Origin of the sequence: Pseudonocardia halophobica, from assembly GCF_027922425.1 — a bacterium.
GTDB classification, from domain to species: domain Bacteria; phylum Actinomycetota; class Actinomycetes; order Mycobacteriales; family Pseudonocardiaceae; genus Pseudonocardia; species Pseudonocardia halophobica.
In genome coordinates, this window is record NZ_BSFQ01000059.1 from 1 (window position 1) to 19882 (window position 19882).

The window sequence follows — 19882 nt, forward strand, 5'->3', positions numbered from 1 at the left end:
CACCAACGACAAGAACCGATCAGCCACACCCTGCCGTCGCGGGCGTCCGGAACACCTCGTCCCGAACATCAACAACCTTACGGAGGACCGATGACCACCCCGTACGACAGCACCGCCAGCCCCACCCCCTACGACGCCCGCCATGGCGCTCCGTACGACGCCGCCGCGCGTTCCGACGACCCCGACGCGATCCGTCGCGAGATCGAGCGGACGCAGAGCCGGCTCAGCGGGGACGTCGACGCGCTGACCGAGAAGGTCACGCCCGGCCGGGTCGTGCAGCGCCGGGTCGACCGGGTGCGCGGCCGCGTCTCCGGGTGGCGCGACGCCGTCATGGGCAGCGACCCCGCCGGGTCCGCCCGCGGCAGCGCCCACCAGGCCGCCGACACGGCCCGCTCCCTCGCCGGGCAGGCCCAGGACCGGGCTGGTTCGGTGGCCGACACGGTGGGCGAGAAGGCTTCCGACGCCGCGTCGACGGTCGCCGACACCGCGCGGGAGGCGCCCGACCGGGTGCGGCAGCAGACCCGCGGCAACCCGCTGGCGGCCGGGCTGATCGCCTTCGGCGCCGGCTGGCTCGTGTCCTCCCTGCTCCCGGCGAGCCGGAAGGAGCAGGAGCTCGCGGGCCAGGCCAAGGACCGGGCGATGGAGGTCGGACGTCCGCTGGCGCAGCAGGTCGGCGAGAAGGCCAGGGAGATCGGCGAGGACCTGCGCGAGCCGGCCCAGCAGGCCGTGCAGTCGGTCCAGGAGACCGCGCAGGACGCCGCCTCCACCGTGGCCGACGAGGGCCGGTCCGCGGCCGGGCAGGTCCAGGACCGCGCCCAGGACGCGGGCCGGAACGTCAAGGAGCAGGCCGGGCCGTCGTGACTCCCGTGCCCGGGCGGGGATGGATCACGCCCCGCCCGGGTACGGCTCCTGCCGGTTCGTGCATGCTGATCGGCGGCGCGGTGTGCGTGGCGGGGGCCGTCGTGTCGCAGCGGCTGGCCTCCGAAACCACCGGCCGCACCCTGACCAGGACCGCCGGCGTCGACGCGGCGGCGTGAACCCGCGCCGATCGGGTAGGCCGCCGGTATGAGCGGCTCACCGATCGTCCGGGCGCTGCGCGCCACCGAAAACGTCCGGGTCGGGGAGGACGGCGTCGCGGCCGTGCAGCGCGGGCTGCGCCGGTTCCTCGCGGGCAGCCGGCTCGACGCGGCGCTGCGCGGCGCCTGGCTCGGCCATCCCGTGCACCCGCTGCTCGTGACCGTGCCGATCGGCGCGTGGGCCTCCGCCGCCCTGCTCGACGCCGCCGGCGGCCAGGAGGACGCGGCCCGCCGGGTCGTCGGGGCCGGGATGGTCAGCCTGCTGCCGACGGTGGTGACGGGGCTGGCCGACTGGAGCGGGCTCGACGAGCGGCGCCGCCGGGTCGGGGTGCTGCACGCGGCCGGGAACGTGGTGTCCGCGGCCTTCCTCGGCGCCTCCTACCTCGCGCGCCGGCAGGGCCGGCACCGAACCGGGGCGATGTTGTCGCTGGCCGGGGCGCTGCCGCTGTCGGTCGCGGGCGCACTCGGCGGGCACCTGTCCTACGCGCAGGGCGCGGGCGTCGGACGCTGGCCGGAGGCCTCCTCCGACGCCGGCCGGACCGAGGGCCCCGGCGAGCCCGGCCCCCTCGACACCGGCGCGATCCCGGGCAGCGGTCCCGAGGCGAACCCCACCTGAGAACCCATCGGCCCCGACGCCGAGGCCCCTTCGAACGACGGGCGTGCCGTCGATCCCCGTCACCGCCGCATGCCTCCCCGCACCCGCGGGTAGCTGCGGGGCATGACCGACCGACCCCACGGCGTCCCCCCGGCCGAGCTCGACGACGACACGCTGCGCCGGGAGATGACCCACCTGCACGAGACCCGCCACGACACCGTCCTCGGCGGCTCCGAGGACGCGCTCGAGGTGCACACCCGCCGGATGCTGGAGCTCGAGGCGGAGTTCCTGCGCCGCTTCCCCTCCGAGGCGGCACCGGACCCGCGGCGCACCCGGGCCGGGAGCCGCGAGGAGGCGGGCCGGCCGGTCCCGGGATCCGGCTGAGACCCGGCGCTCCGCCGTCAGCTCAGCAGGTGGCGGCGGAGCGCCGGCAGCTGCCGGGTGTCGACGTCGTGCTGCCACGCCCCGGCGACGTCCTCGAGCCGGTCGTCGCGCAGCAGCCGGGCGAGCGTGTTGGTGTCCTTCCACGGCTCGGCCCGCGAGCGCAGCGAGAGCACGAGCGTGACCCGGTGCCCGTCGGTGAGCAGCTCCGCGGTGTGCACCAGCATCCGACCCTGCAGCAGCACCGCCGAACCCACCCGCTGCGGCACCGCCATCAGCTCCGAATCCGGGAGCCCGCCGTCCGCCGCGCGCACCGCGCCGACGTCGGCCGGGCCGCGGTAGACGAGCGTGCTGCCGCCCTCCTGCACGCCGTCCGAGTGCAGCGGGACCAACTCCACGAATGCCGGGCCGTCGCGGTGCGGCGCGATCGGCGGCTGCCCGGGCCGGTAGAAGTTGACGCCCGAGCAGGACGTCGGGATCGGGTACGGCTCCAGCTCCGTCCCGGCGAGGTCGCTCAGCCGCTCCAGCCGGCTCCGGTCGTGCACCATCTGCCGCACCTCGGGGATCAGCTCCTGGATCCGCCGCAGATGGTCGAGCCCGAGGTGGCGCTCCCCCGCCCGGGAGCCCGCCTCGTCGTGGAGCGCGCGCGCACGGGCGAGGACCGCCTCCAGTGCGGCACCGTCGTAGTCGTGCCGGTAGCGCGCGAAGGCGAGATCCGACGCGGCCTCGGCTCCGCCGTCGCCGCCCGTCACCTCGGTGAGCGTCCGCCGCTCGAGCACGTGCATCGTCGTCCCCTCCTCCGACCGCGCCCGCCCCGGGAGGCAGCCCGCGTGCCCCGGCCCGCGGCCGCCAAACCCGGTGACGGCGCAACGCCTGCCTCTCCCCGCATGTCGGGCGGGCGACGGGGTACGCGGCCGGAGCGGGGTGCCGCGCGCACCCCGCGCACGTCGTCCCCCGAGGAGGAGTCCATGTCCGAACGGGCCACAACGGCCACGGAGCGGGGCCCGGGGCAGGCCGCCTTCCCCTGGGTCCAGGTGGGGGCGCTGGTCCTCGGTGCGCTGCTGATGATCTACGGCCTGGTCGGCTTCTGGCCGGCCTTCGCCCCGCCCGGGCCCGACGGCCGGCAGCCGACACTGCTCGGCCTGGAGATCAACCCGCTGCGCAGCGCCCTGCAGCTGGCGCTGGGCGTGGCCGGGATGCTGTGCGCCACCCGGTTCTCCGCCGCGCGCGCCTACGGCTGGGTGCTCGCCGTCGTGAGCCTCGCGTTCGTGGTGTTCGGCATCCTCGGCATCCTGGACCGCGACGTCGACTGGCTGGGCATGAACGTGCCGTCGACCGTGGTCGCCGGGGTGTTCGCGGCGCTCGGCCTCGTCCTCGCGCTCGGGCCGGTGCGCCGGTCCTACCCCGGCGGCGCGCGACCGCCGGTGCACGCCGAACCGGGTCCGCGCGACGACCGGTAGCTACGGGCTGCGCACCAGCTCGGCCGGCCCGGCGTGCCGACCGCGGCGCGACCCGGAGTAGGCCCGGGCACGCAGCCCGGCGAGCAGCCGCACCGGGCGCAGCCGCGGGTGCTGGTGCAGCACCGGGTCGAACGCCACCGGGCCGCTCCGCTCCTCACCGAGCACGAGCGTCGCCACGGCCCGGCGGTCCCGCGACCGGGCCTCGACCAGCCGGAAGACCAGCGAGCGGGCCCGCACGGCGTCGGGCACGGTCCGCGGGTCGGCCGGCGGGTCCGGCTCCCGCGGCTCCGGCTCGACCAGCAGCCGCATCCGGCCGGCCGCCGTGTCGTAGGGAAGCAGGGTGCTGTAGGTCGCGGTGCGCCAGCCGCGGGCCGGGGCGAGCAGCCCGCCACCCGCGGTCGAGCTCGTGAACAGCAGGTCGACGGCCTCGCGCGTCTCGTCCGGCTCGACGCGCACGGCCACGCCGAGCAGGTCGGGGAGCGCTCCGGGCGTGCCGGCGCCCTTCGACAGCCGCACCAGCACGCGGTGCGGGCCCGGGCCGAGCGCCTCAGCGACGGCCGACCCGCCGTCGTCGATCCGCAGCTCGCCGGCGAGCAGCACGCCGCGTGGGTGGAACGCCGGCCTCCCGCGCAGCCGCGCGAGGCCCCGGAACACGGTCCTGAGCACGGCGGGGAGATGCCCGCCCCGGAACGGGCGGAAACCGGCGTTCCGGGCGGACGACGGCGGTCGACGTCCGGCGGGAGGACGGCGTGTCGTCGGACTTGCGCGCGTCCTCCTCGCCCCCCGCGCGGACCGCGCTGCCCGCGCGGGACGGGCGAGCGGCCCGGAAGCCGCTCGCCCGCACCGCGGCGCCGGGAGGCCGGGTCAGGTCAGGCCGAGCACCTGTGCCGGCCGGGCCAGCAGGCCCGGCAGTTGCTGGCCGGGCCGCTGCTGCTCACCGTGCAGCGCGTTCACGACCACCAGCGCGCCGGTGAGGGCCGGGATCACCCACTGGCAGACGCGGAGCCGTCGCTGGGCCGCGCTCGCCGGCTCCGCGGTCCCGGCAGCGGGCTCGGTCGCCCCCTCGACGGGCTGCCCCTCCGCGGCCTCCAGCTTCTTGCCGAGCATCCGGCTGTAGGCCGTCACGCCGAGCGCGGCCACCGTCAGGCCGGTCATGGCCGTGCTCGACGCCGCGACCCCCTTCTGCGCCACGATCCGGCCCTTGTTGCCCCAGCCGACGCCGGTCGTCCCGACGAGCTGGGCGCCGATCGCGGCGAGGTTCACCGGGGTCCAGCGGGCCCAGCCCGCATTGGCGATCCGGAGCCGCTCCCGCGGGTCGGAGGCCTGCGCCGCGGCGCCGTTGACGGCGACGGCGCCGGCCAGGGTGCCCCCGAACCAGGCGGCGAGGCCCAGTTCGTGCAGGGTGCGGAAGACGGTGTTGCGCTGGGTCATCGAGTCGCTCCAGGGCTGCAGCTGGGTGTCGGACACCCGGTCCCGCGTGCTGGCCGCGAACCGGGTCCCCGTCCGGCTACCCAGGAGGTCCGGGCCGACACCGGGCCGGCACCGGGTGAGCCCGGTCGACCCGGCGGTCAGGGGTCGACGCTGCCCGGGCCGGCGCCGCTCACGCTGCCGGGTCCGCCGGCGTCCTCGGGATCGGGTCCCTCCCCCGCGTCGCTCTGCGGGCCCTCGCCCTCGAGCACCTCGTCGCCGTGCAGGATCTCCTCGCCGTGCAGCACGGTGTCGTCCCCGTGGTCGCCGCCTCCGGTCTCGTCAGGTCGCGTCATGCGGGCGACCTACCCGCTGCCGGGGTGGGCAACCGGTGAGCGAAGCGGTCAGGAATCGAGAAGCCCCCGGCGCGGGGGCGCTCGTAGCGTCGTCGCCGTCGACAGCACCGTTCGCCCGGACGTCCGTTCCTGCAGGTCGCAGGCTGCGCGTCCGACCGCCGAGGAGGCCCCGATGAACCGCAACACCGCGATCCGGCAGCTGCACCGCTGGACGTCCCTCGTCTTCACGGTGACCGTGATCGTCTGCTTCGTCGCCGTGAGCGGGGTGCTGCCCTTCTGGGTGTTCTACGTGCCGCTGCTCCCGCTGGCCGTACTGCTGTTCAGCGGTCTCTACCTGTTCACGTTGCCGTACACCGCCCGGCGGCGCCGCCGGCGCACCGCGCTCGGGACCTGACCCCGTCAGGCGCCCACGGGCTTGAGCGGGTCGTGGCCCAGGCGCATGAGCTTGTGCCGCCAGGCCGCCTGGCCGGCGGTGGGCTCGAGGTCGTCGCGGGGCTGGGACAGGACCCGGTCGACCACGCGGCGCATACAGTCGGCGTCGGCCGCGGTGAGGTCCTCGCGCCGCTTGCGCAGGACGGCCAGCACCTCGCGGCCGGTGGGGGTGCCGGCGTGGTCGGGCTCCACCTCCGAGTCGACCGCCGCGGAGTCGGTCCGCAGCCAGTCCTCCAGCTCGCGGGACGTCATGTTCACGACGCGGTGGAACTCGTTCCAGAGGGTGTCGTCGACGTGTTCGGCCATGTCCCGGGTCTACCCGCGCGGACTCGGCTCACACGGCTCCGCGGAGCCGGCACGCCCCCGGTTACGGTTCCCCCGTGGCTGTGCAGCGGGGCCTGGCGTTGCTCGTCGCCGGGGCGTTCTTCATGGAGATCCTCGACGGGACCGTGATCGCCCCGGCGGCCCCGCACATCGCGGCGGACCTGGGTGTGGCCCCGGTCGACGTCAACGTGGCGATCACCGGGTACGTGCTGACCCTCGGCGTGCTCATCCCGGTCAGCGGGTGGCTGGCCGACCGGTTCGGGGCGCGCCGGGTGTTCTGCGCGGCGCTGGCGATCTTCGTGCTGGCCTCGGCGGGCTGCGCGCTCGCGCCGGACCTCGGTGTCCTCACCGCCGCCCGGGTGGCGCAGGGCGCGGGCGGGGCGATGATGGTGCCCGTCGGCCGGCTGGTCGTGCTGCGGACCACCGCGAAGACCGACCTGGTCCGGGCCATCGCGTACCTGACCTGGCCCGCCCTGCTCGCGCCCGTGCTCGCCCCCGTCGTCGGCGGGGTGCTGGCCGAGTTCGCCTCCTGGCGCTGGATCTTCGTGATCAACGTGCCGCTCGGGCTGGTCGCGCTGGTGGTGGCGCTGCGGGTCGTCCCCGGGCTGCGGGCGGACACCCCGCCCCCGCTCGACCGGGCCGGGTTCGCGCTCACCGCGCTCGGGGTCGCGGCGCTGATCGTCGGGCTGGAGGGGCTGGGCTCGGGGTTCTCCCCCGCGACGATCACGGCGCTCGCGGTCGCGGTGGTCGGGGTCGGGCTGGCGGTGCGGCACCTGCTGCGCGTCGAGCGCCCGCTCGTCGACCTGCGGATCCTGCAGGTCGCGACGTACCGGGTCACGGCCGCGAGCGGCTCGGTGTACCGCGCGGTGATCACCGCGATCCCGTTCCTGCTGCCCCTGCTGTTCCAGGTCGGGTTCGGCTGGTCGGCGGCCGAGGCCGGCGCGGTGGTGATCGCGCTGTTCGTCGGCAACGTGGCGATCAAGCCCGCGACGACCCCGATGATGCGCCGCTTCGGCATCCGGACGGTGCTGCTCGCCTCGATCGCCGTGGGGGCGGCGTGCCTCGTCGGGATGGCGTTCCTGCAGCCCACCACCCCGCTGCCGCTGCTGGTCGCCCTGCTGCTGGTCAGCGGCATCGCGCGGTCGACCGGGTTCACCGCCTACAACAGCGTCGCGTTCGCCGACGTCGAGGCCGGCCGCATGAACCACGCCAACACGCTGCTCTCCACGCTGCAGGAACTCGGCGCGGGCCTCGGCGTCGCGGTCGGTGCGCTGCTGGTGCGGCTCGGCGAGGCGGTGCCGGCCGTCACGAGTGCGGCGGGGCCGTACCGCGTCGCGTTCGTGCTGCTCGCGGTCGTCCTCGCGCTCCCGGCCGTGTCAGCGCTCCTCCTGGCCCGGGACGCGGGCGACGCCGTGACCGGGCGCTGACCCGCCAACCGGTCACGGCCGCACCGCGGAGATCGCGAGGCCGGCGGGCTCGGACCGCACGGTGACGTCGTCGAACCCGGCCGCCCGCAGGGCACCGCCGACGGCGGTGGTGATCCGGTCCGGGGGCTGGGGTCCAGCGGGGCCGAAGCAGACGTGCAGGCGCCCGCCGGGGCGCAGCGCCCCGCGGAGGACGCCGAGCTCACGGGCCGGGGAGCGGGTCCAGAACACGTTGACGTCCACCGAGAACGCGCCGTCGACCTCCCCGGGCGGGAGATCGAGGTCGGCGAGCTCGGCGGTGCGGACCTCCAGGAGGCCGGCGGCGACGTGTGCCGCGTTGCGCCGCAGGGTCCGTTCGGTCGCGACGGCGGAGCGGTCCACGGCGAGCAGCCGCGCGCCGCGCCGGCACACCAGGTCCGCGGCCACCCCCGGCCCCGGCCCGATCTCCAGGATCCGCTCATCGGGCCGCGGGTCCAGCAGGTCGACGGCCCACGCGACGCGCTCGGGAACGGACACAGCGGACATCCTCCCGGGTGCGGCGGACCTTGTCAGGCGGCTCCGGCGGACTCCGCGTAGGGCTGCAGCGGCGGCTCGGTCGCCACCGGCGGGGTCGTGACGAGCGCGTCGGCGACCGTGGTGAGGACCTGCGCGAAGTCGGTCGGGAAGGTCACCGGGTCCACGCCCGGCTGGAAGGGCTGCAGGCAGACGGCGCGGTCGATCCGGTCCGGGTCGGCGGGACCGTCGTGGTCGAGCGCGTCGACGACCAGCGCGTAGGACACGGCGTCGCTGGTCCCGATCGTGAGGTGGTCGGCGGGGTGCGCGGGGCAGATCGACTGCAGCGAGACGTTGCGGACGTTCTCCCCGCCGTCGCGCAGCGCGGAGCTGGCGGGCGGCGCGGCGTCGGGCAGCAGCGGCGGCGTCTCGACGTTGGGCACCACGACCTCGTCGAAGTCGGTGTAGGCCACGGTGTAGTCGACCTCGTCCCAGGTCTCCCGGCCCGCGTTGAGGGTCGCGATGAACCGGGCGTCGGCCCGCTGCTGCTGGATCGCGGGGGCGCAGCCGCCCGGCGCGAGGCAGATCCCGTTGGCGACGACCGTGCCGTGGTTGGACGGGGCCAGCCCGACCAGGTCGTCGACCGCGTCGCGGGTGTCCGGCCAGAACTTCAGCGCCCAGCGCGTGATCATGCCGCCCTGGCTGTGTCCGACGACGTCGACCGGGCCGCCGGCCCGCTCGCTCATGGTCCGCACCGCGGACACGACGTACTCGGCCGCGACCTGGATGTCGCCCATCCCCTTGTCCGGCAGCGCGACCGTGCAGAACGGCCTGCCCTCCGCCGCGAAGGCGCGAGCGTGGTTCCAGGAGAACTCGGCGGGCGTCTGGGTGGTGCCGGGGATCAACAGCACCGGCTCGCGGTCCGCGTCCTCGAGGTCGCCGGTGCAGCTCAGGCTCTGCGCCAGCGCCTGCTCCGGGACCTGCAGGGCCGGCCCGTCCTCCTCCGCCGACGCGGTCGCCACGGACGCGCCGAGCCCGACCGTCACCGCGGCGAGGACCGCCGCCCCCCGGACCAGCGCCGCCCGAACCCCTGCTGTCCGGACCCCTGCTGCCCGGGCTCCTGCCGCACGCGCGACGTTGCGCATCCCGTACCCCTTCACCGCCCGGCCGATCGGCTGGTCAACGAGCGGGTGGAGGGCCCGGATGCTCCCCGGCCGGGTGGTCCGGCGGGCACGGGGAGTGCGGGCTCAGTCGTCGCGCAGGGCCAGGCCCACCCACACGAACAGCGCCGCGCCGGACAGCACGCCCGAGATCACGCCGATCACGGCGGGCCCGGCACCGGCGAACCCGGCGACGGCGCCCGCCACCCCGAGCGCGGTGACGACGGCCCCGAGCCCGGTGAAGAGGCGCAGGTGCCAGATGCGGGCGAGTGCGAAGAAGTGCACACCGACCACGAAGGCGACCCACGCGACTGCGAACCGGGGCACCTGCAGCACGGCGTTGATCACGGCGAGGCCGGCCGCCAGCGCCACGACCTCGGCCGCCACGACCGCGGCGTAGCGCCGGTCGAAGCCGCCGCGACCGGGGCCCGCCGCACCGTCGGCCCCGGCCCGCCGCAGCTGCCGGACGGTGCCGACCGCCAGCACGACCGCCACCACCACCGCCGCGACCCGCAGCGCCAGCCGCGGGCCGGGCGCCAGCTCCCCGGTGTTGGCCAGGACGAAGACGACCCCGAAGACGAGCGCGATCGTCGAGCCGACGAAGCGTCCGGTGCGGGGGTCCACGGCCATGCAGTGGATCTTCCAGGCCGGAGCCGCGGCACGCTCGGCCGGGTGCCGAAGCTCCGCGGCCGGCGCGCTCAGCCCGAGGTCAGCGGGGTCGGCGCGGGCGGGGCGGTGGCCGGGTCGCCGTCGGACACCGCGGCGAGCTGATCCGGCAGGGCACCGAGCAGCACCGGGAGGCTCAGCACGGTGACGAAGCCGCCGATCGGATCGAGGGTGGTGCCGCCGTCGTAGGAGACGAACAGGTCCCGCCCCTCGGTGTGCACCGCCCGCGCGGTGTAGGAGGGCTGCCCCAGTACGGACTGCCGGACACCCTCGCCGCCGGCGTCGAGCCAGACGAGCGCGCCGACGTCGAGCACGTCGCTGCGCTCCAGGCTCACGGTCGCCCCGAACTCCTCGCCGGCCAGCTCGTCGACCACGGCCGGGATGGTGAAGCCGAGCTCGCCGAGGACGCGGCTGCGCGGATCCTTGCTGCCGTAGACGTAGTACTGGCTGTTGTAGAAGGTGGCGACCGCGGCGGTGCGGCCGGCGAACTCGGGGTGCGCGGCGCGCGCATCGGTGAACTGCTTCTCGATGCCGGCGACCAGCTCCGCCGCCGCGGCGGGCCGGCCGAGGGCCGCGCCGATGGTGGTCGTCTGCTCGCGCCAGCCCAGCCCGTAGTCCGGGACGTCACCGGGCTGCGCGACGGTCGGGGCGATCTGGCTCAGCCGGTCGTAGTCGGCCTGGGTGAGACCGCTGTACGTGGCGAGGATGAGGTCCGGCCGCAGGGCCGCGACGCGCTCGTAGGCCACCCCGTCGGTGAAGGGCAGCACCTCCGGCACCGGCGCGCCGTTCGCGATCTCGTCGAACCGGGCCTTCGCCCACGGGAACAGGGCGCCCGGGGTGTTGCCGAACCACTCCGTGGTCCCGACGGGCACCACGCCGAGGGCGAGCACGGTGTCCTGGTCCGTGAGCCCGACGGTGACCACCCGCGTGGGCTCCGCCTCGATCGTGGTGTTCCCGAACTTGTGGGCGACGGTCGCCGGGAACGCCCCGGCCTCGGCCGTGGTCGAGGTGCCGGAGTCGGCGGGCGCGGCGGAGCCGCCGCCGCACGCGGCCACGGCGAGCGCCACGACGGCGAGGAGCGGGAGCAGGGCCCGGGGGATCCGGGAGCGCGGGCGGGGCACGGGACCTCCAGCGAGTCGAGTTAGCCTAACCTAACCGACTTCGCCCGGGACCGGGTCGGCGCAGCCCGCCGGTCACACTGAAGCCGCCTCCGCCTGCCGGGCACGGCCCGGCAGGCGGAGGCGGATCAGGAATGGTCGCCGCTCCGCCGGCGCGGACTCAGCGGCGGCGGAAGCGCGTCAGCATGCTGCGGGCGCGCTCACGGTTGCGGGGGTCGGCGGCCATGCGGCGGCCCTGGTCGGTGAGCCGGCGGCCGTTGGGGCTCTGGAGGAATCGCTTGACTCGTTCGACGATCGGCATGCCCCCGGATACCCCGGGCCCCGCCGATCCACGCAGACAGGACGAACCTCACGTGCCGCAGAACGTGCGGAAGGAGCCGAAGCTCGGCGGGGCCGGGAGGGCGTAGGCCTCCAGCCCGGGGCGCTCCTCGAACGGGCGGGCGAGCACCTCGAGCAGCCGGTCCCACGGCCCGCGGTCACCGGCGACGGCGGCGGTGAGCGCCTCGTCGACCAGGTGGTTGCGCGGGACGTAGATCGGGTTGACCCGGTCCATCGCCTCCGCGGTCTCGCTCCCCGGGCGCGCCGGCAGCTGCGCGCGCCACCGCTCCGCCCACGCGTCGACCCCCTCGCCGACGAGCGCCCGCACCGGCTCCGGGTCGCCGGCCGCGGCCCGCGCCAGCGCCCGGAAGAACGACGTGAAGTCGACCTTCCGCTCCTGCAGCAGGGCGAGCAGGTCGTCGACGAGCGCGGAGTCCTCCCCCGCACCGTCGGCCAGCCCGAGCTTCGCGTGCATCCCCGCCCGCCGGTGCCGGTCGTAGCGGTCGCCGAAGGAGAGCAGCACCTCGGTGGCGGCCTTGATCGCGGCGTCGGTGTCCTCGTGCAGCAGCGGGAGCAGCGCCTCGGCGAACCGGGCCAGGTTCCACTGCGCGACCGCGGGCTGGTTGCCATAGGCGTAGCGGCCGCCGTGGTCGATCGAGCTGAACACCGTGGCGGGGTCGTAGACGTCCATGAACGCGCAGGGGCCGTAGTCGATGGTCTCGCCGGAGATCGTCATGTTGTCGGTGTTCATCACGCCGTGCACGAACCCGACGAGCATCCAGCGCGCGAGCAGCTCCGCCTGCGCCTCGACCACGCTCGTGTAGAGCGCGAGGTAGGGGTTGTCCGCCTCGGCCGCGGCGGGGTGGTGGCGGGCGATCGCGTGGTCGGCGAGGCGGCGCAGCAGGTCGGTGTCCCGGGTCGCCGCCGCGAACTGGAAGGTGCCGACCCGGATGTGGCTGGCCGCGACCCTGGTCAGCACCGCGCCGGGCTCCATCCGGTCCCGCACGACCTGCTCCCCGGTCCCGACGACGGCGAGCGCGCGCGTGGTCGGGATGCCCAGCCCGTACATCGCCTCGCCGATCACGTACTCGCGCAGCATCGGCCCGAGCGGCGCCTTGCCGTCGCCCCCGCGCGCGAACGGCGTGCGCCCCGATCCCTTGAGGTGCAGGTCGCGGCGCTGTCCGCGGGTGTCGAGCACCTCGCCGAGCAGCAGCGCGCGCCCGTCGCCGAGGCGCGGCACGTACCCGCCGAACTGGTGGCCGGCGTAGGCCATCGCCACCGACGCGGCGCCGTCGGGCCGCGCGTTCCCGGTCAGGACAGCGACGCCCTCGGGCGTCCGCAGCACCTCGGCGTCGACACCCAGCTCGGCGGCGAGCGCGTCGTTGAGCACGACGAGCGAGGGCTCCGGGGCCGGCGCGGCCTCCCACGGCACGCACAGCTCGCCCAGGTCGCGGACGTAGGAGTTGTCGAACGTGAACAGCGACCCGAGCGCGAGACTCATGGGACCGAGGCTAACCCCGGGTCGCCCGTCACGCCGGTCGCGCCCCGGATGCGGCGCAACGCTGCGCCGCTGCCGCGAGCCCCGGCCGAGGGCGTTCCTCCGGCGTCGCCCGGTGCAGCTCCGGCATGTTCGCTGAGGCAACCCTTCATTACAGCCCGTGCCCGGCTGTAACGTCTCCGCCGACACGGCCGAGTCCACGGCTGCGCCGGGGGGCGCGGCAGGAGGCGACGGGGTGCAGAGCGACGGGCGCGGAGCGGCCGAGCTGCGGTTCCGCGATCTGGGGCCGCTCGAGGTGGACCGCGGGGGTGAACCGGTGCCGCTGGGCGGCGCCCGGCTGACGGCCGCGCTGTCGTTGCTGCTGGTCCACGCGGGCCGGCACGTGAGCGCCGACGCCCTGACGGAGGCCATGTGGGGCGCCGAGTCCCGCCCCCGGTCGCCGTCGACCCTCGACTCACACGTGTGGCGCCTGCGCAAGGCCCTCGAACCGCAACGGGACCGGGGCGCGCCCTCGCAGGTGCTGCGCCACGAGGCGGCCGGCTACCGGCTGCTGGCCGAGCCGGCGACGGTCGACTCGCTGCGCTTCGAGCAGCTCACCTCCGACGCCGCGGACCTCCTCGCGGGCGGGCGCCCCGACGAGGCCCGCGACCGCGCCGAGCAGGCGATGGCGCTGTGGCGCGGGCGCCCGTACCCGACCGTGGCCGACGCGTCGTGGGCCGCCGCCGCGGTGGCCCGCCTGGAGGAGCTGCGCGGGCAGCTCCGGGAGCTGCTCGCCGAGGCGCTGCTCGGGACTGGCTCGCCGCAGCGCGCGCTGCTCGAGCTCGAACCGGCCGTCGCGGAGACCCCGCTGCGCGAGCGCCTGTGGACCTTGCGCATGCTCGCCCAGCACCGGCTCGGCCGCGCCGACGAGGCACTGCGCACCTACCGGCAGGTCCGCGGGTTGTTCCTCGAGGAGCTGGGCCTGGAGCCCGGCGCCGAGCTGCGCGAGCTGCACCGGCGGATCCTGGCCGAGGACCCGACGCTGGCCGGACCACCCGCCCCGGCGCCGGCCCCGGTACCTGCACAGGAGCCGGAGCCGGAGCCCGCGCCGCCGGCCCACGAGATCCACCTCCCCCACCGCCCCTCCACGCTGGTCGGCCGCGCGGACGAGCTGGCCGCCCTCAGCGGGCTCGTCACCGAGGTCCCGGTGCTGTCCCTGGTGGGAGCGGCGGGATGCGGGAAGACCCGCCTCGCGATCGAGATCGCGCGCGACACCGCGCCGCGGTTCCCGGGCGGGGTGTGGTTCGTCGACCTCACCGCCGCCGCGGACGCCGACGACGTCCTGTCCACGATCTCCTCGGCGCTGGGGTACGCCCCGGAGGAGACCGAGCGCCCGCGCGAGGCCCTCGCAGGCTCCCTGCGCGCCCGGCGGATGCTGCTGCTCCTCGACAACTGCGAGCACGTCCTCGACCCGGTCGCCGACCTCGTCGACGAGTGGTTCCTCGCCCCGGCCGAGCTCACCGTGCTCGCCACCAGCCGCGAACCGCTCGAGGTCGACGGCGAGCAGGTCCATCTGCTCGGTCCGCTCGCCCTGCCCCGCGACGACCGGGAGGTCACCGACTCCCCCGCCGTCGCGCTGCTGCTCGACCGGCTGACGGCGGCGGGCGCGGACCCCGACGACCTGGGGCTGCTCACGCACGCGGTGCGGATCGCCGCCGCCGTCGACGGGGTGCCGCTGGCCCTGGAGCTGGCGGCGGCGCGGGCCCGGGCGTTCAGCCTGGAGGAGATCGCCCACCAGGTCACGGCGGACCCGAGCTCGCTGGCCCGCGTCGGGCGCGGCAGCGACCACCACCGCACGGTGCGGTCGGCGATCGAGCAGAGCTACGCCCTCCTGCCGCCGGACGAGGCCGCGGTGCACCGGGGCGTCGCGGTGCTGCCGGGGCCGTTCACGGTCGCCGCCGCGCGAGCGGTGACCGGAGGCGAGGACGGCGCCGACAGCGCCCACATCACCGACACCGCGGACACCGTCGCCCGGCTGGTGCACCGCTCCCTGCTCGTGCCGCTGGGGCCGGCCCGCCCCGGCGGCCCGTCGCGGTTCACGCAGCTGGCCACGATCCGCGGGCACGCCGGGCACGCCGCCCGGGCGGCCGGCGAGCTCGCCGACCTGCGGGAACGCCGCGACCGCTGGACCGCGGACCTCGTCGGGTCCAAGCCGCCGCTCGGGCACGCCGAGGAGGCGACCTGGTTCGACGCACTCGACGACGACCTGCCCGCCCTCCGCGCGACGCTGCAGCACCGGCTTGTCGACGCCCCCTCCGCCGAGGGCGTCGCCATGACCGCCCGGCTCGGTACCTACTGGTACTTCCGCAGCAAGGCGATCGAGGGCCGGGCCTGGGCGGAGCGCGCCCTCGCCCACGAGGAGGGGGCCGACCGGCTCTCCGCCGCGCTGGTGCGGCTCACCCTCGCCCACCACCTCGCCTCGGGCGGGCGGACCGATCTCGCCGACCCCCATGTCGAGCGGGCGGCCGACTTCCTCGACGGCGGAGCCGACGGGACCGGGTCGCCGATCGTCGCCGAGGTGTACACCCTGCTCGCCCACTCGCTGTTCGTGGCCGGCGCGCTCGACCGCGGACGGCAGGCGTCGCGCCGGGTCGCCGCGGCCGCGGCGGACGGCGATCCGGAGCTGCGGCTGCTGGCCGATCTCTGCGTGGTCATGGACCGGAGCTCGGCCGGGACGGTCGACGGCGACGCGTTGACCGAGCTGCACGACCGGGCGCGGGAGGCGGGGAACCGGCACGTCGCGCTGATCGTGTCCGGGGTCGCGGTGCTCGCCGCCATCCGCGACGGCGACCTGGCGGCGGGCCTGGCCTGGTCCGACCGCATGATCACACACCGGCTGGTGCTGGGTGTGTCCGACGGTCCGGTCGCTCTGGAGCTGCGGGCCACCCTGGCGGCCCTGGCCGGCGAGCCGCTCACCGCCGTACGGCTCTACGCGGCGGCCCGCACGCAGGCTCTGCGCAACGGCCTGCGCTGGCCCGTGGTCCCGAGCACGCCCGACCTGCTCGACCGCGCGACGGGTGCCTTGACCGACGCCGAGGTGCTCCGGGCGCAGGCCGAGGGTGAGCGGCTCACACTCGCCGACGTCGTCACCGACCTCGGGGTCGCGGAGTCCGCCGCGGCCTCATGAGCTCCACGACTGCCCATCAGCACCGCACGTCGCTCTGCGGCCAGGACGCCACCCGCCTCCGCTCGACCGCCCCGCGCGACGACGCCCGCCTGCCCTGAGCACGGGACCGGTCACCTGGCACAGGCGAGGTGCCGCCCGCGCCGCGGCCCGCAGGCTGACGACCATGACGAGGACCGGAGGGGCCGGCGGCGTCGCGCTGGCGACCGCGAAGGCGGCCGTGCTGCCGCTGGCACTGGCGCAGTTCGTCGCGAGCTACGCCGCGTCGAACATGAACGTCGCGATCACCTCGATCGCCGACGACCTCGGCACCTCCGTCACCGGGATCCAGACCACGATCACGCTGTTCACGCTGACCATGGCGGCGTTGATGATCCCGGGCAGCAAGCTCACCGACATCTGGGGCCGCAAGTTCTGCTTCCTGCTGGGGCTGCTCGTGTACGGCGCCGGCGCCCTGCTCGCCGCGTTCGCGCAGGGGCTGCCGCTGCTCATGATCGGGTACTCGCTGCTCGAGGGCGTCGGGTCGGCGCTGCTGATCCCGCCGATCTACATCCTCATCACGGTGCTGTTCGACGACACGACCACCCGCGCCCGCTACTTCGGCGTGGTCAGCGGGGCGGCGGGCATCGGCGCCGCGGCCGGGCCGCTCATCGGCGGCCTGATCACCAGCTACATCAGCTGGCGGGCGTCGTTCCTCCTGCAGGTCGTGATCGTGGCGGCGATCGCCTGGCTCGGGCGCGGCATCGCCGACCCGCCGCTGCCGGCGCGTCGCCCGGCCTTCGACTGGGTGGGGGCGGTGCTCTCGGCGCTGGGCCTGTTCCTCGTGGTGTTCGGCGTCCTGCAGAGCGGGGCGTACGGATGGGGCCGGGCGACGAAGGACTACGCCATCGGCGGCACCGTGGTCGTCCAGCAGGGCGGGGTGTCCCCGGTGTGGATCTACGTCGGGCTCGGTGTGGTGGTCCTGGCCCTGTTCGCCGTGGTCGCGTGGACCCGCGAGAAGAACGGCCGCACGCCGCTGGTCTCGGTCCGGCTCTTCGCCAACCTGACCTCGAACCTGGGCCTGCTGACCCAGAACCTGCAGTGGCTGGTCCTGCAGGGCGCGTTCTTCGTGATCTCGGTGTTCCTGCAGCAGGTCCGCGGGTTCTCGGCGATCCAGACGGGCCTGCTGCTGATGCCCGCGACGATCGGCCTGCTGCTGTCGTCGGCGGCCGCACCGCGGATGGCCCGCCGACACAGCCAGCGCCGGCTGATCCGCTTCGGGTTCTTCGTCACCACCCTGGGCCTGGTCCTGCTGCTCGCGCTCGGCGGCACCCGGCCGAGCGTCTGGAGCTTCGTCCCCGGCCTGTTCCTCATGGGCCTCGGCGTGGGGATCATGCTCACGGCCTCGGTCAACCTCGTGCAGTCGGCCTGGCCGGAGGAGGTCCAGGGCGACATCTCCGGCGTCTCGCGCAGCGTCTCGAACCTGGGCTCCTCGCTGGGTGTGGCGATCGCCGGCTCACTCGTCGCCGGCGCGATCCCGGGCGGTGGGCAGTACTTCTCGGCGCTGGTCATCGTGGGCGCCTTCGCGGTGCTCGGGTGGATCGCCGCGCTGCTGATCCCCCGCAAGCCGGCCCGGCGGTCGGTGTCGGCAGGCTGACCCGAACCGTCGACGTTCGCCCCGACCCGTACGCCCACGGCGCCCCCCATGACCGGTGCCTCGGCGGCGGCGAGCGGCCGCGACGCGAAGGACCTCGCGGCAGGGACGTCTGTCGGCGCGAACCGGCAACGACGAACAGCCTCTGACCTGCGACGAGAGGTCAAACTTCGAACATGCGTTCGAGTATGATCGAGGCATGAACGCAGGGCCCGTCGGTGCCGCGCGCGACCGCCTTCACCAGGCGATCGCGCAGCTGACCGACGCCGCCGGACCCGCTGCCGGGGCCGATGAGGTCATCGACGCGCTGCGGGTGTGCGAGGAGGCCCGGCGCGCTCTCGACCGGGCCATGGTCGAGGCGACCGCCGACCTGCAGCGGCGGGGCGTATTCAGTGAGCGCGGCTACCGCTCGCCCACCGGCGCGCTGGCCGACCTCCTTGGCTGGGAGCGGTTCGAAGCCCGCCGCCGCGTGCTCGCCGCCGACAATGTGTGCGACCAGATCGGGCTCGACGGCGCCGCCCTACCCGCCCGACTGCCCGCCACCGCGACCGTGTTCGCCTCCGGCGAGGCCGGCCTCCGCCACGTCGAGGTCATCGCCCGCTTGCTGGACAGCGGGCCCGCCCGTCGGCTCGCGCCGGAGACCTGGGCCGGCGCGGAAGTGCAGCTCGCGGCGAAGGCCGGGATCTACACGCCCTCCGAGCTGCACACCTGGGGCACCCAACTGCTCGAGATCCTGGACCAGGACGGCGCCGAGCCCGACGACACCCCGCCCGCACAGATCAACGAACTGCGCCTGTCGCGCTTCCGCATCCGCCCCGGCGGCACACTGACCGGGCGCTTCGACGACGCCGCCCTGTTCGACGCCATCGCGGCCGCCGTGGATGCCGGCGCCGCCCCCCGGGACGCCGACGACCAGCGCTCTTCGGCCGAACGCCAGGCCGAGGCGCTCGCCGAAGTGTGTGCCCAGGTACTCTCCCGCGGTCGGCTGCCCGAGACCGGCGGCCGCCGCCCGCAGCTCACCGTCACCGTCCGGCTCGAGGACCTCGAACGCCGCGCCACCGGCGCCTCACTGGAGTTCGGCGGACAGCTGACCGCCCAGACCCTGCGGCAGTTGGCCTGCGACGCCGCGGTCATCCCCGTCGTCCTCGATGGCACCGGGGTCCCGCTCGACATCGGGCGGATCTCCCGCACCGTCCCCGACGGGCTGCGCCGCGCGGTCACCGTCCGCGACCGCGGCTGCGCGTTCCCCGGCTGCGACCGCCCACCCTCCTGGTGCGAAGTCCACCACGTGCGCGAATGGCAACACGGCGGCACCACCGCCCTGCACAACCTCGTCATGCTCTGCTCGGTCCACCACCGGCTGATCCACCACTCCCACTGGGAAGTCCGCATGATCGACGGGCTCCCCGAGTTCCTGCCACCCAGCTGGATCGACCGCACCCGCACACCTCGCCGCCGACCACCACCCCTCCTCCACCCTGTGGGCCGACTGCTCACTCGACCCAGCGCTCAGCGGGGCAGGGCCGCTCCCACCTGCTCGGCCACCATGTAGGCGGCGTACCAGTCCGGCCAGTTCTCGTCGGGCCGCCCGGTCCGCTTCTCGTGCTCGCCGTGCGCGGCCTCGGCCCGGCGCAGCGCGCCCGCCAGGTCCGCGGTCGAGGTGAAGGTCGTCTCGGCGATGTCGACCCGGCCCGGGAGCCGTGTCGTGATCTCCTGGAGCAGCCAGCCGTTGCCGTCGGGGTCGCGGAAGGTGGCGAAGGAGCGGTAGCTGGTGTGCCCGGGGCCGGGCTCGCCGACCCGCAGGCCGGTGCCGTCGGGCCGGAACTGCGCGCCGGGCGTCCCGGGGTGGAACACCTCGGAGACCTCGACGCCGCGGGCGACCAGGTCCGCGCGCACCGCCTCGATGTCCGGGACGACGAGGTAGAGGCCCTGGGCCGAGCCCGGCGGGGCCGGCGTCATGTCGATGCCGAACTGGATCGAGCAGGCCGAGCCGGGCGGGGTGAACTGGACGCCCCGGAAGCCGTTGTCGAAGGTGAGGTCGGCGTCGAGCCGCCACCCGAGCCGCGCGTAGAACTCCTTGGCGCGGTCGACGTCCGCGACGGGGATGACGATCACCTCGAGCTTGAGGTCGACGGTCGCGGCACCCGCCGGGCCGCGCGCCTCGTCGCTCCGGACGTCCGTCGTGCTCATCGCTGCCTCCTCGGGCCGGGCGGCGGGCCACGGGGCGCTCCGCCGCCGCGGGTGCAGATGTTCCGTCACCGTCGGGGCCAGGGGCCCGGCGAGGTAGGGCCGTCCGGCTCCCGGAGGCCGGGCCCCTCGCTCCTGGAACGCCGCCCGGCCGGGTGACGATCTGTCTCCCGACGGGTGCACGCGCGGTCG

At 75.6% G+C, this 19882-nt stretch carries 21 protein-coding genes; 9 read left to right on the plus strand and 12 right to left on the minus strand.

Features of this window, described 5'->3' with window-relative positions; translation table 11 throughout:
* Positions 1-90 precede the first annotated feature (90 nt).
* From PKE99_RS35240 to PKE99_RS35250, 3 genes are all read left to right on the plus strand, one after another.
* Positions 91-861 carry a DUF3618 domain-containing protein gene (locus tag PKE99_RS35240; protein ID WP_081924741.1) on the plus strand — a complete coding sequence of 257 codons (771 nt, stop codon included), beginning with the start codon at positions 91-93 and terminating at the stop codon, positions 859-861.
* A 204-nt stretch (positions 862-1065) separates the two neighbouring features.
* Positions 1066-1692: a DUF2231 domain-containing protein gene (locus PKE99_RS35245; RefSeq protein ID WP_063739903.1), complete on the plus strand. Its 627-nt coding sequence runs from the start codon at positions 1066-1068 to the stop codon at positions 1690-1692.
* A 102-nt stretch (positions 1693-1794) separates the two neighbouring features.
* Complete coding sequence (locus PKE99_RS35250; protein ID WP_037053804.1) at positions 1795-2055, plus strand: DUF6158 family protein; 261 nt, start codon at positions 1795-1797, stop codon at positions 2053-2055.
* Between the two features lie 17 nt (positions 2056-2072).
* Here the strand turns inward: PKE99_RS35250 and PKE99_RS35255 are convergent, their stop codons facing one another.
* Positions 2073-2837 (minus strand): hypothetical protein, encoded by a 765-nt coding sequence (locus tag PKE99_RS35255; RefSeq protein WP_037053802.1) that lies wholly within the window; start codon positions 2835-2837, stop codon positions 2073-2075.
* Between the two features lie 183 nt (positions 2838-3020).
* On the opposite strand from PKE99_RS35255, the gene PKE99_RS35260 reads away from it, so the two are divergent.
* On the plus strand, positions 3021-3512 hold the full coding sequence (locus PKE99_RS35260) for a DUF4383 domain-containing protein (protein ID WP_037053799.1): 492 nt from the start codon (positions 3021-3023) through the stop codon (positions 3510-3512).
* On the opposite strand, the gene PKE99_RS35265 is transcribed toward PKE99_RS35260, so the two are convergent.
* From PKE99_RS35265 to PKE99_RS35275, 3 genes are all read right to left on the minus strand, one after another.
* Positions 3513-4178 carry a hypothetical protein gene (locus tag PKE99_RS35265; RefSeq protein ID WP_037053797.1) on the minus strand — a complete coding sequence of 222 codons (666 nt, stop codon included), beginning with the start codon at positions 4176-4178 and terminating at the stop codon, positions 3513-3515.
* A 198-nt stretch (positions 4179-4376) separates the two neighbouring features.
* Positions 4377-4979, minus strand: coding sequence for a hypothetical protein (locus PKE99_RS35270; RefSeq protein WP_197040899.1), 603 nt, complete (start codon positions 4977-4979; stop codon positions 4377-4379).
* A 101-nt stretch (positions 4980-5080) separates the two neighbouring features.
* A complete protein-coding gene (locus PKE99_RS35275; RefSeq protein ID WP_037053794.1) occupies positions 5081-5275 on the minus strand; it encodes a hypothetical protein in 195 nt (64 codons plus the stop codon).
* Positions 5276-5447: 172 nt separating this feature from the next.
* Here PKE99_RS35275 and PKE99_RS35280 point away from each other — a divergent pair, with 172 nt between their 5' ends.
* The gene (locus tag PKE99_RS35280; RefSeq protein ID WP_037053791.1) at positions 5448-5669 is read left to right on the plus strand and encodes a hypothetical protein; all 222 of its coding nucleotides are present in this window, start codon (positions 5448-5450) and stop codon (positions 5667-5669) included.
* A gap of 5 nt (positions 5670-5674) precedes the next feature.
* Here PKE99_RS35280 and PKE99_RS35285 read toward each other — a convergent pair whose 3' ends face one another.
* A complete protein-coding gene (locus PKE99_RS35285) occupies positions 5675-6013 on the minus strand; it encodes a DUF3140 domain-containing protein (RefSeq protein ID WP_037053789.1) in 339 nt (112 codons plus the stop codon).
* Positions 6014-6087: 74 nt separating this feature from the next.
* On the opposite strand from PKE99_RS35285, the gene PKE99_RS35290 reads away from it, so the two are divergent.
* Positions 6088-7458, plus strand: a complete 1371-nt coding sequence (locus PKE99_RS35290; RefSeq protein WP_231498484.1) for an MFS transporter — start codon at positions 6088-6090, stop codon at positions 7456-7458.
* A gap of 12 nt (positions 7459-7470) precedes the next feature.
* On the opposite strand, the gene PKE99_RS35295 is transcribed toward PKE99_RS35290, so the two are convergent.
* The 6 genes from PKE99_RS35295 to PKE99_RS35320 all read right to left on the minus strand — a co-directional run bounded on the left by PKE99_RS35295 (position 7471) and on the right by PKE99_RS35320 (position 12710).
* A complete protein-coding gene (locus PKE99_RS35295; RefSeq protein ID WP_051738321.1) occupies positions 7471-7971 on the minus strand; it encodes a class I SAM-dependent methyltransferase in 501 nt (166 codons plus the stop codon).
* Between the two features lie 32 nt (positions 7972-8003).
* Positions 8004-9092: an esterase/lipase family protein gene (locus tag PKE99_RS35300; protein WP_063739904.1), complete on the minus strand. Its 1089-nt coding sequence runs from the start codon at positions 9090-9092 to the stop codon at positions 8004-8006.
* 102 nt (positions 9093-9194) lie between these two features.
* Positions 9195-9737 carry a hypothetical protein gene (locus tag PKE99_RS35305; protein ID WP_037053787.1) on the minus strand — a complete coding sequence of 181 codons (543 nt, stop codon included), beginning with the start codon at positions 9735-9737 and terminating at the stop codon, positions 9195-9197.
* A 68-nt stretch (positions 9738-9805) separates the two neighbouring features.
* A complete protein-coding gene (locus tag PKE99_RS35310) occupies positions 9806-10894 on the minus strand; it encodes an ABC transporter substrate-binding protein (RefSeq protein ID WP_037053785.1) in 1089 nt (362 codons plus the stop codon).
* Between the two features lie 157 nt (positions 10895-11051).
* Complete coding sequence (locus PKE99_RS35315; RefSeq protein ID WP_197040898.1) at positions 11052-11192, minus strand: hypothetical protein; 141 nt, start codon at positions 11190-11192, stop codon at positions 11052-11054.
* 48 nt (positions 11193-11240) lie between these two features.
* Positions 11241-12710 carry a protein adenylyltransferase SelO gene (locus tag PKE99_RS35320; protein WP_037053783.1) on the minus strand — a complete coding sequence of 490 codons (1470 nt, stop codon included), beginning with the start codon at positions 12708-12710 and terminating at the stop codon, positions 11241-11243.
* Positions 12711-12942: 232 nt separating this feature from the next.
* Between PKE99_RS35320 and PKE99_RS35325 the strand changes: the two genes are divergently transcribed.
* The 3 genes from PKE99_RS35325 to PKE99_RS35335 all read left to right on the plus strand — a co-directional run bounded on the left by PKE99_RS35325 (position 12943) and on the right by PKE99_RS35335 (position 19055).
* Complete coding sequence (locus PKE99_RS35325) at positions 12943-15873, plus strand: AfsR/SARP family transcriptional regulator (RefSeq protein ID WP_037053779.1); 2931 nt, start codon at positions 12943-12945, stop codon at positions 15871-15873.
* A gap of 163 nt (positions 15874-16036) precedes the next feature.
* The gene (locus PKE99_RS35330) at positions 16037-17506 is read left to right on the plus strand and encodes an MFS transporter (protein WP_051738320.1); all 1470 of its coding nucleotides are present in this window, start codon (positions 16037-16039) and stop codon (positions 17504-17506) included.
* A gap of 196 nt (positions 17507-17702) precedes the next feature.
* Complete coding sequence (locus PKE99_RS35335; RefSeq protein ID WP_051738319.1) at positions 17703-19055, plus strand: HNH endonuclease signature motif containing protein; 1353 nt, start codon at positions 17703-17705, stop codon at positions 19053-19055.
* Here the strand turns inward: PKE99_RS35335 and PKE99_RS35340 are convergent.
* Positions 19013-19693, minus strand: coding sequence for a VOC family protein (locus PKE99_RS35340; RefSeq protein WP_037053778.1), 681 nt, complete (start codon positions 19691-19693; stop codon positions 19013-19015). The two genes, PKE99_RS35335 and PKE99_RS35340, sit on opposite strands and share 43 nt — an antisense overlap.
* Positions 19694-19882: the final 189 nt, after the last annotated feature.

Bases quoted from the DNA above. Each gene is read 5' to 3' on its own strand.
- PKE99_RS35240 (WP_081924741.1), top strand. From the start codon at position 91: ATGACCACCCCGTACGACAGCACCGCCAGCCCCACCCCCTACGACGCC.
- PKE99_RS35245 (WP_063739903.1), top strand. From the start codon at position 1,066: ATGAGCGGCTCACCGATCGTCCGGGCGCTGCGCGCCACCGAAAACGTC.
- PKE99_RS35250 (WP_037053804.1), top strand. From the start codon at position 1,795: ATGACCGACCGACCCCACGGCGTCCCCCCGGCCGAGCTCGACGACGAC.
- PKE99_RS35255 (WP_037053802.1), bottom strand. From the start codon at position 2,837: ATGCACGTGCTCGAGCGGCGGACGCTCACCGAGGTGACGGGCGGCGAC.
- PKE99_RS35260 (WP_037053799.1), top strand. From the start codon at position 3,021: ATGTCCGAACGGGCCACAACGGCCACGGAGCGGGGCCCGGGGCAGGCC.
- PKE99_RS35275 (WP_037053794.1), bottom strand. From the start codon at position 5,275: ATGACGCGACCTGACGAGACCGGAGGCGGCGACCACGGGGACGACACC.
- PKE99_RS35280 (WP_037053791.1), top strand. From the start codon at position 5,448: ATGAACCGCAACACCGCGATCCGGCAGCTGCACCGCTGGACGTCCCTC.
- PKE99_RS35285 (WP_037053789.1), bottom strand. From the start codon at position 6,013: ATGGCCGAACACGTCGACGACACCCTCTGGAACGAGTTCCACCGCGTC.
- PKE99_RS35300 (WP_063739904.1), bottom strand. From the start codon at position 9,092: ATGCGCAACGTCGCGCGTGCGGCAGGAGCCCGGGCAGCAGGGGTCCGG.
- PKE99_RS35305 (WP_037053787.1), bottom strand. From the start codon at position 9,737: ATGGCCGTGGACCCCCGCACCGGACGCTTCGTCGGCTCGACGATCGCG.
- PKE99_RS35315 (WP_197040898.1), bottom strand. From the start codon at position 11,192: ATGCCGATCGTCGAACGAGTCAAGCGATTCCTCCAGAGCCCCAACGGC.
- PKE99_RS35320 (WP_037053783.1), bottom strand. From the start codon at position 12,710: ATGAGTCTCGCGCTCGGGTCGCTGTTCACGTTCGACAACTCCTACGTC.
- PKE99_RS35330 (WP_051738320.1), top strand. From the start codon at position 16,037: ATGACGAGGACCGGAGGGGCCGGCGGCGTCGCGCTGGCGACCGCGAAG.
- PKE99_RS35335 (WP_051738319.1), top strand. From the start codon at position 17,703: ATGAACGCAGGGCCCGTCGGTGCCGCGCGCGACCGCCTTCACCAGGCG.
- PKE99_RS35340 (WP_037053778.1), bottom strand. From the start codon at position 19,693: ATGAGCACGACGGACGTCCGGAGCGACGAGGCGCGCGGCCCGGCGGGT.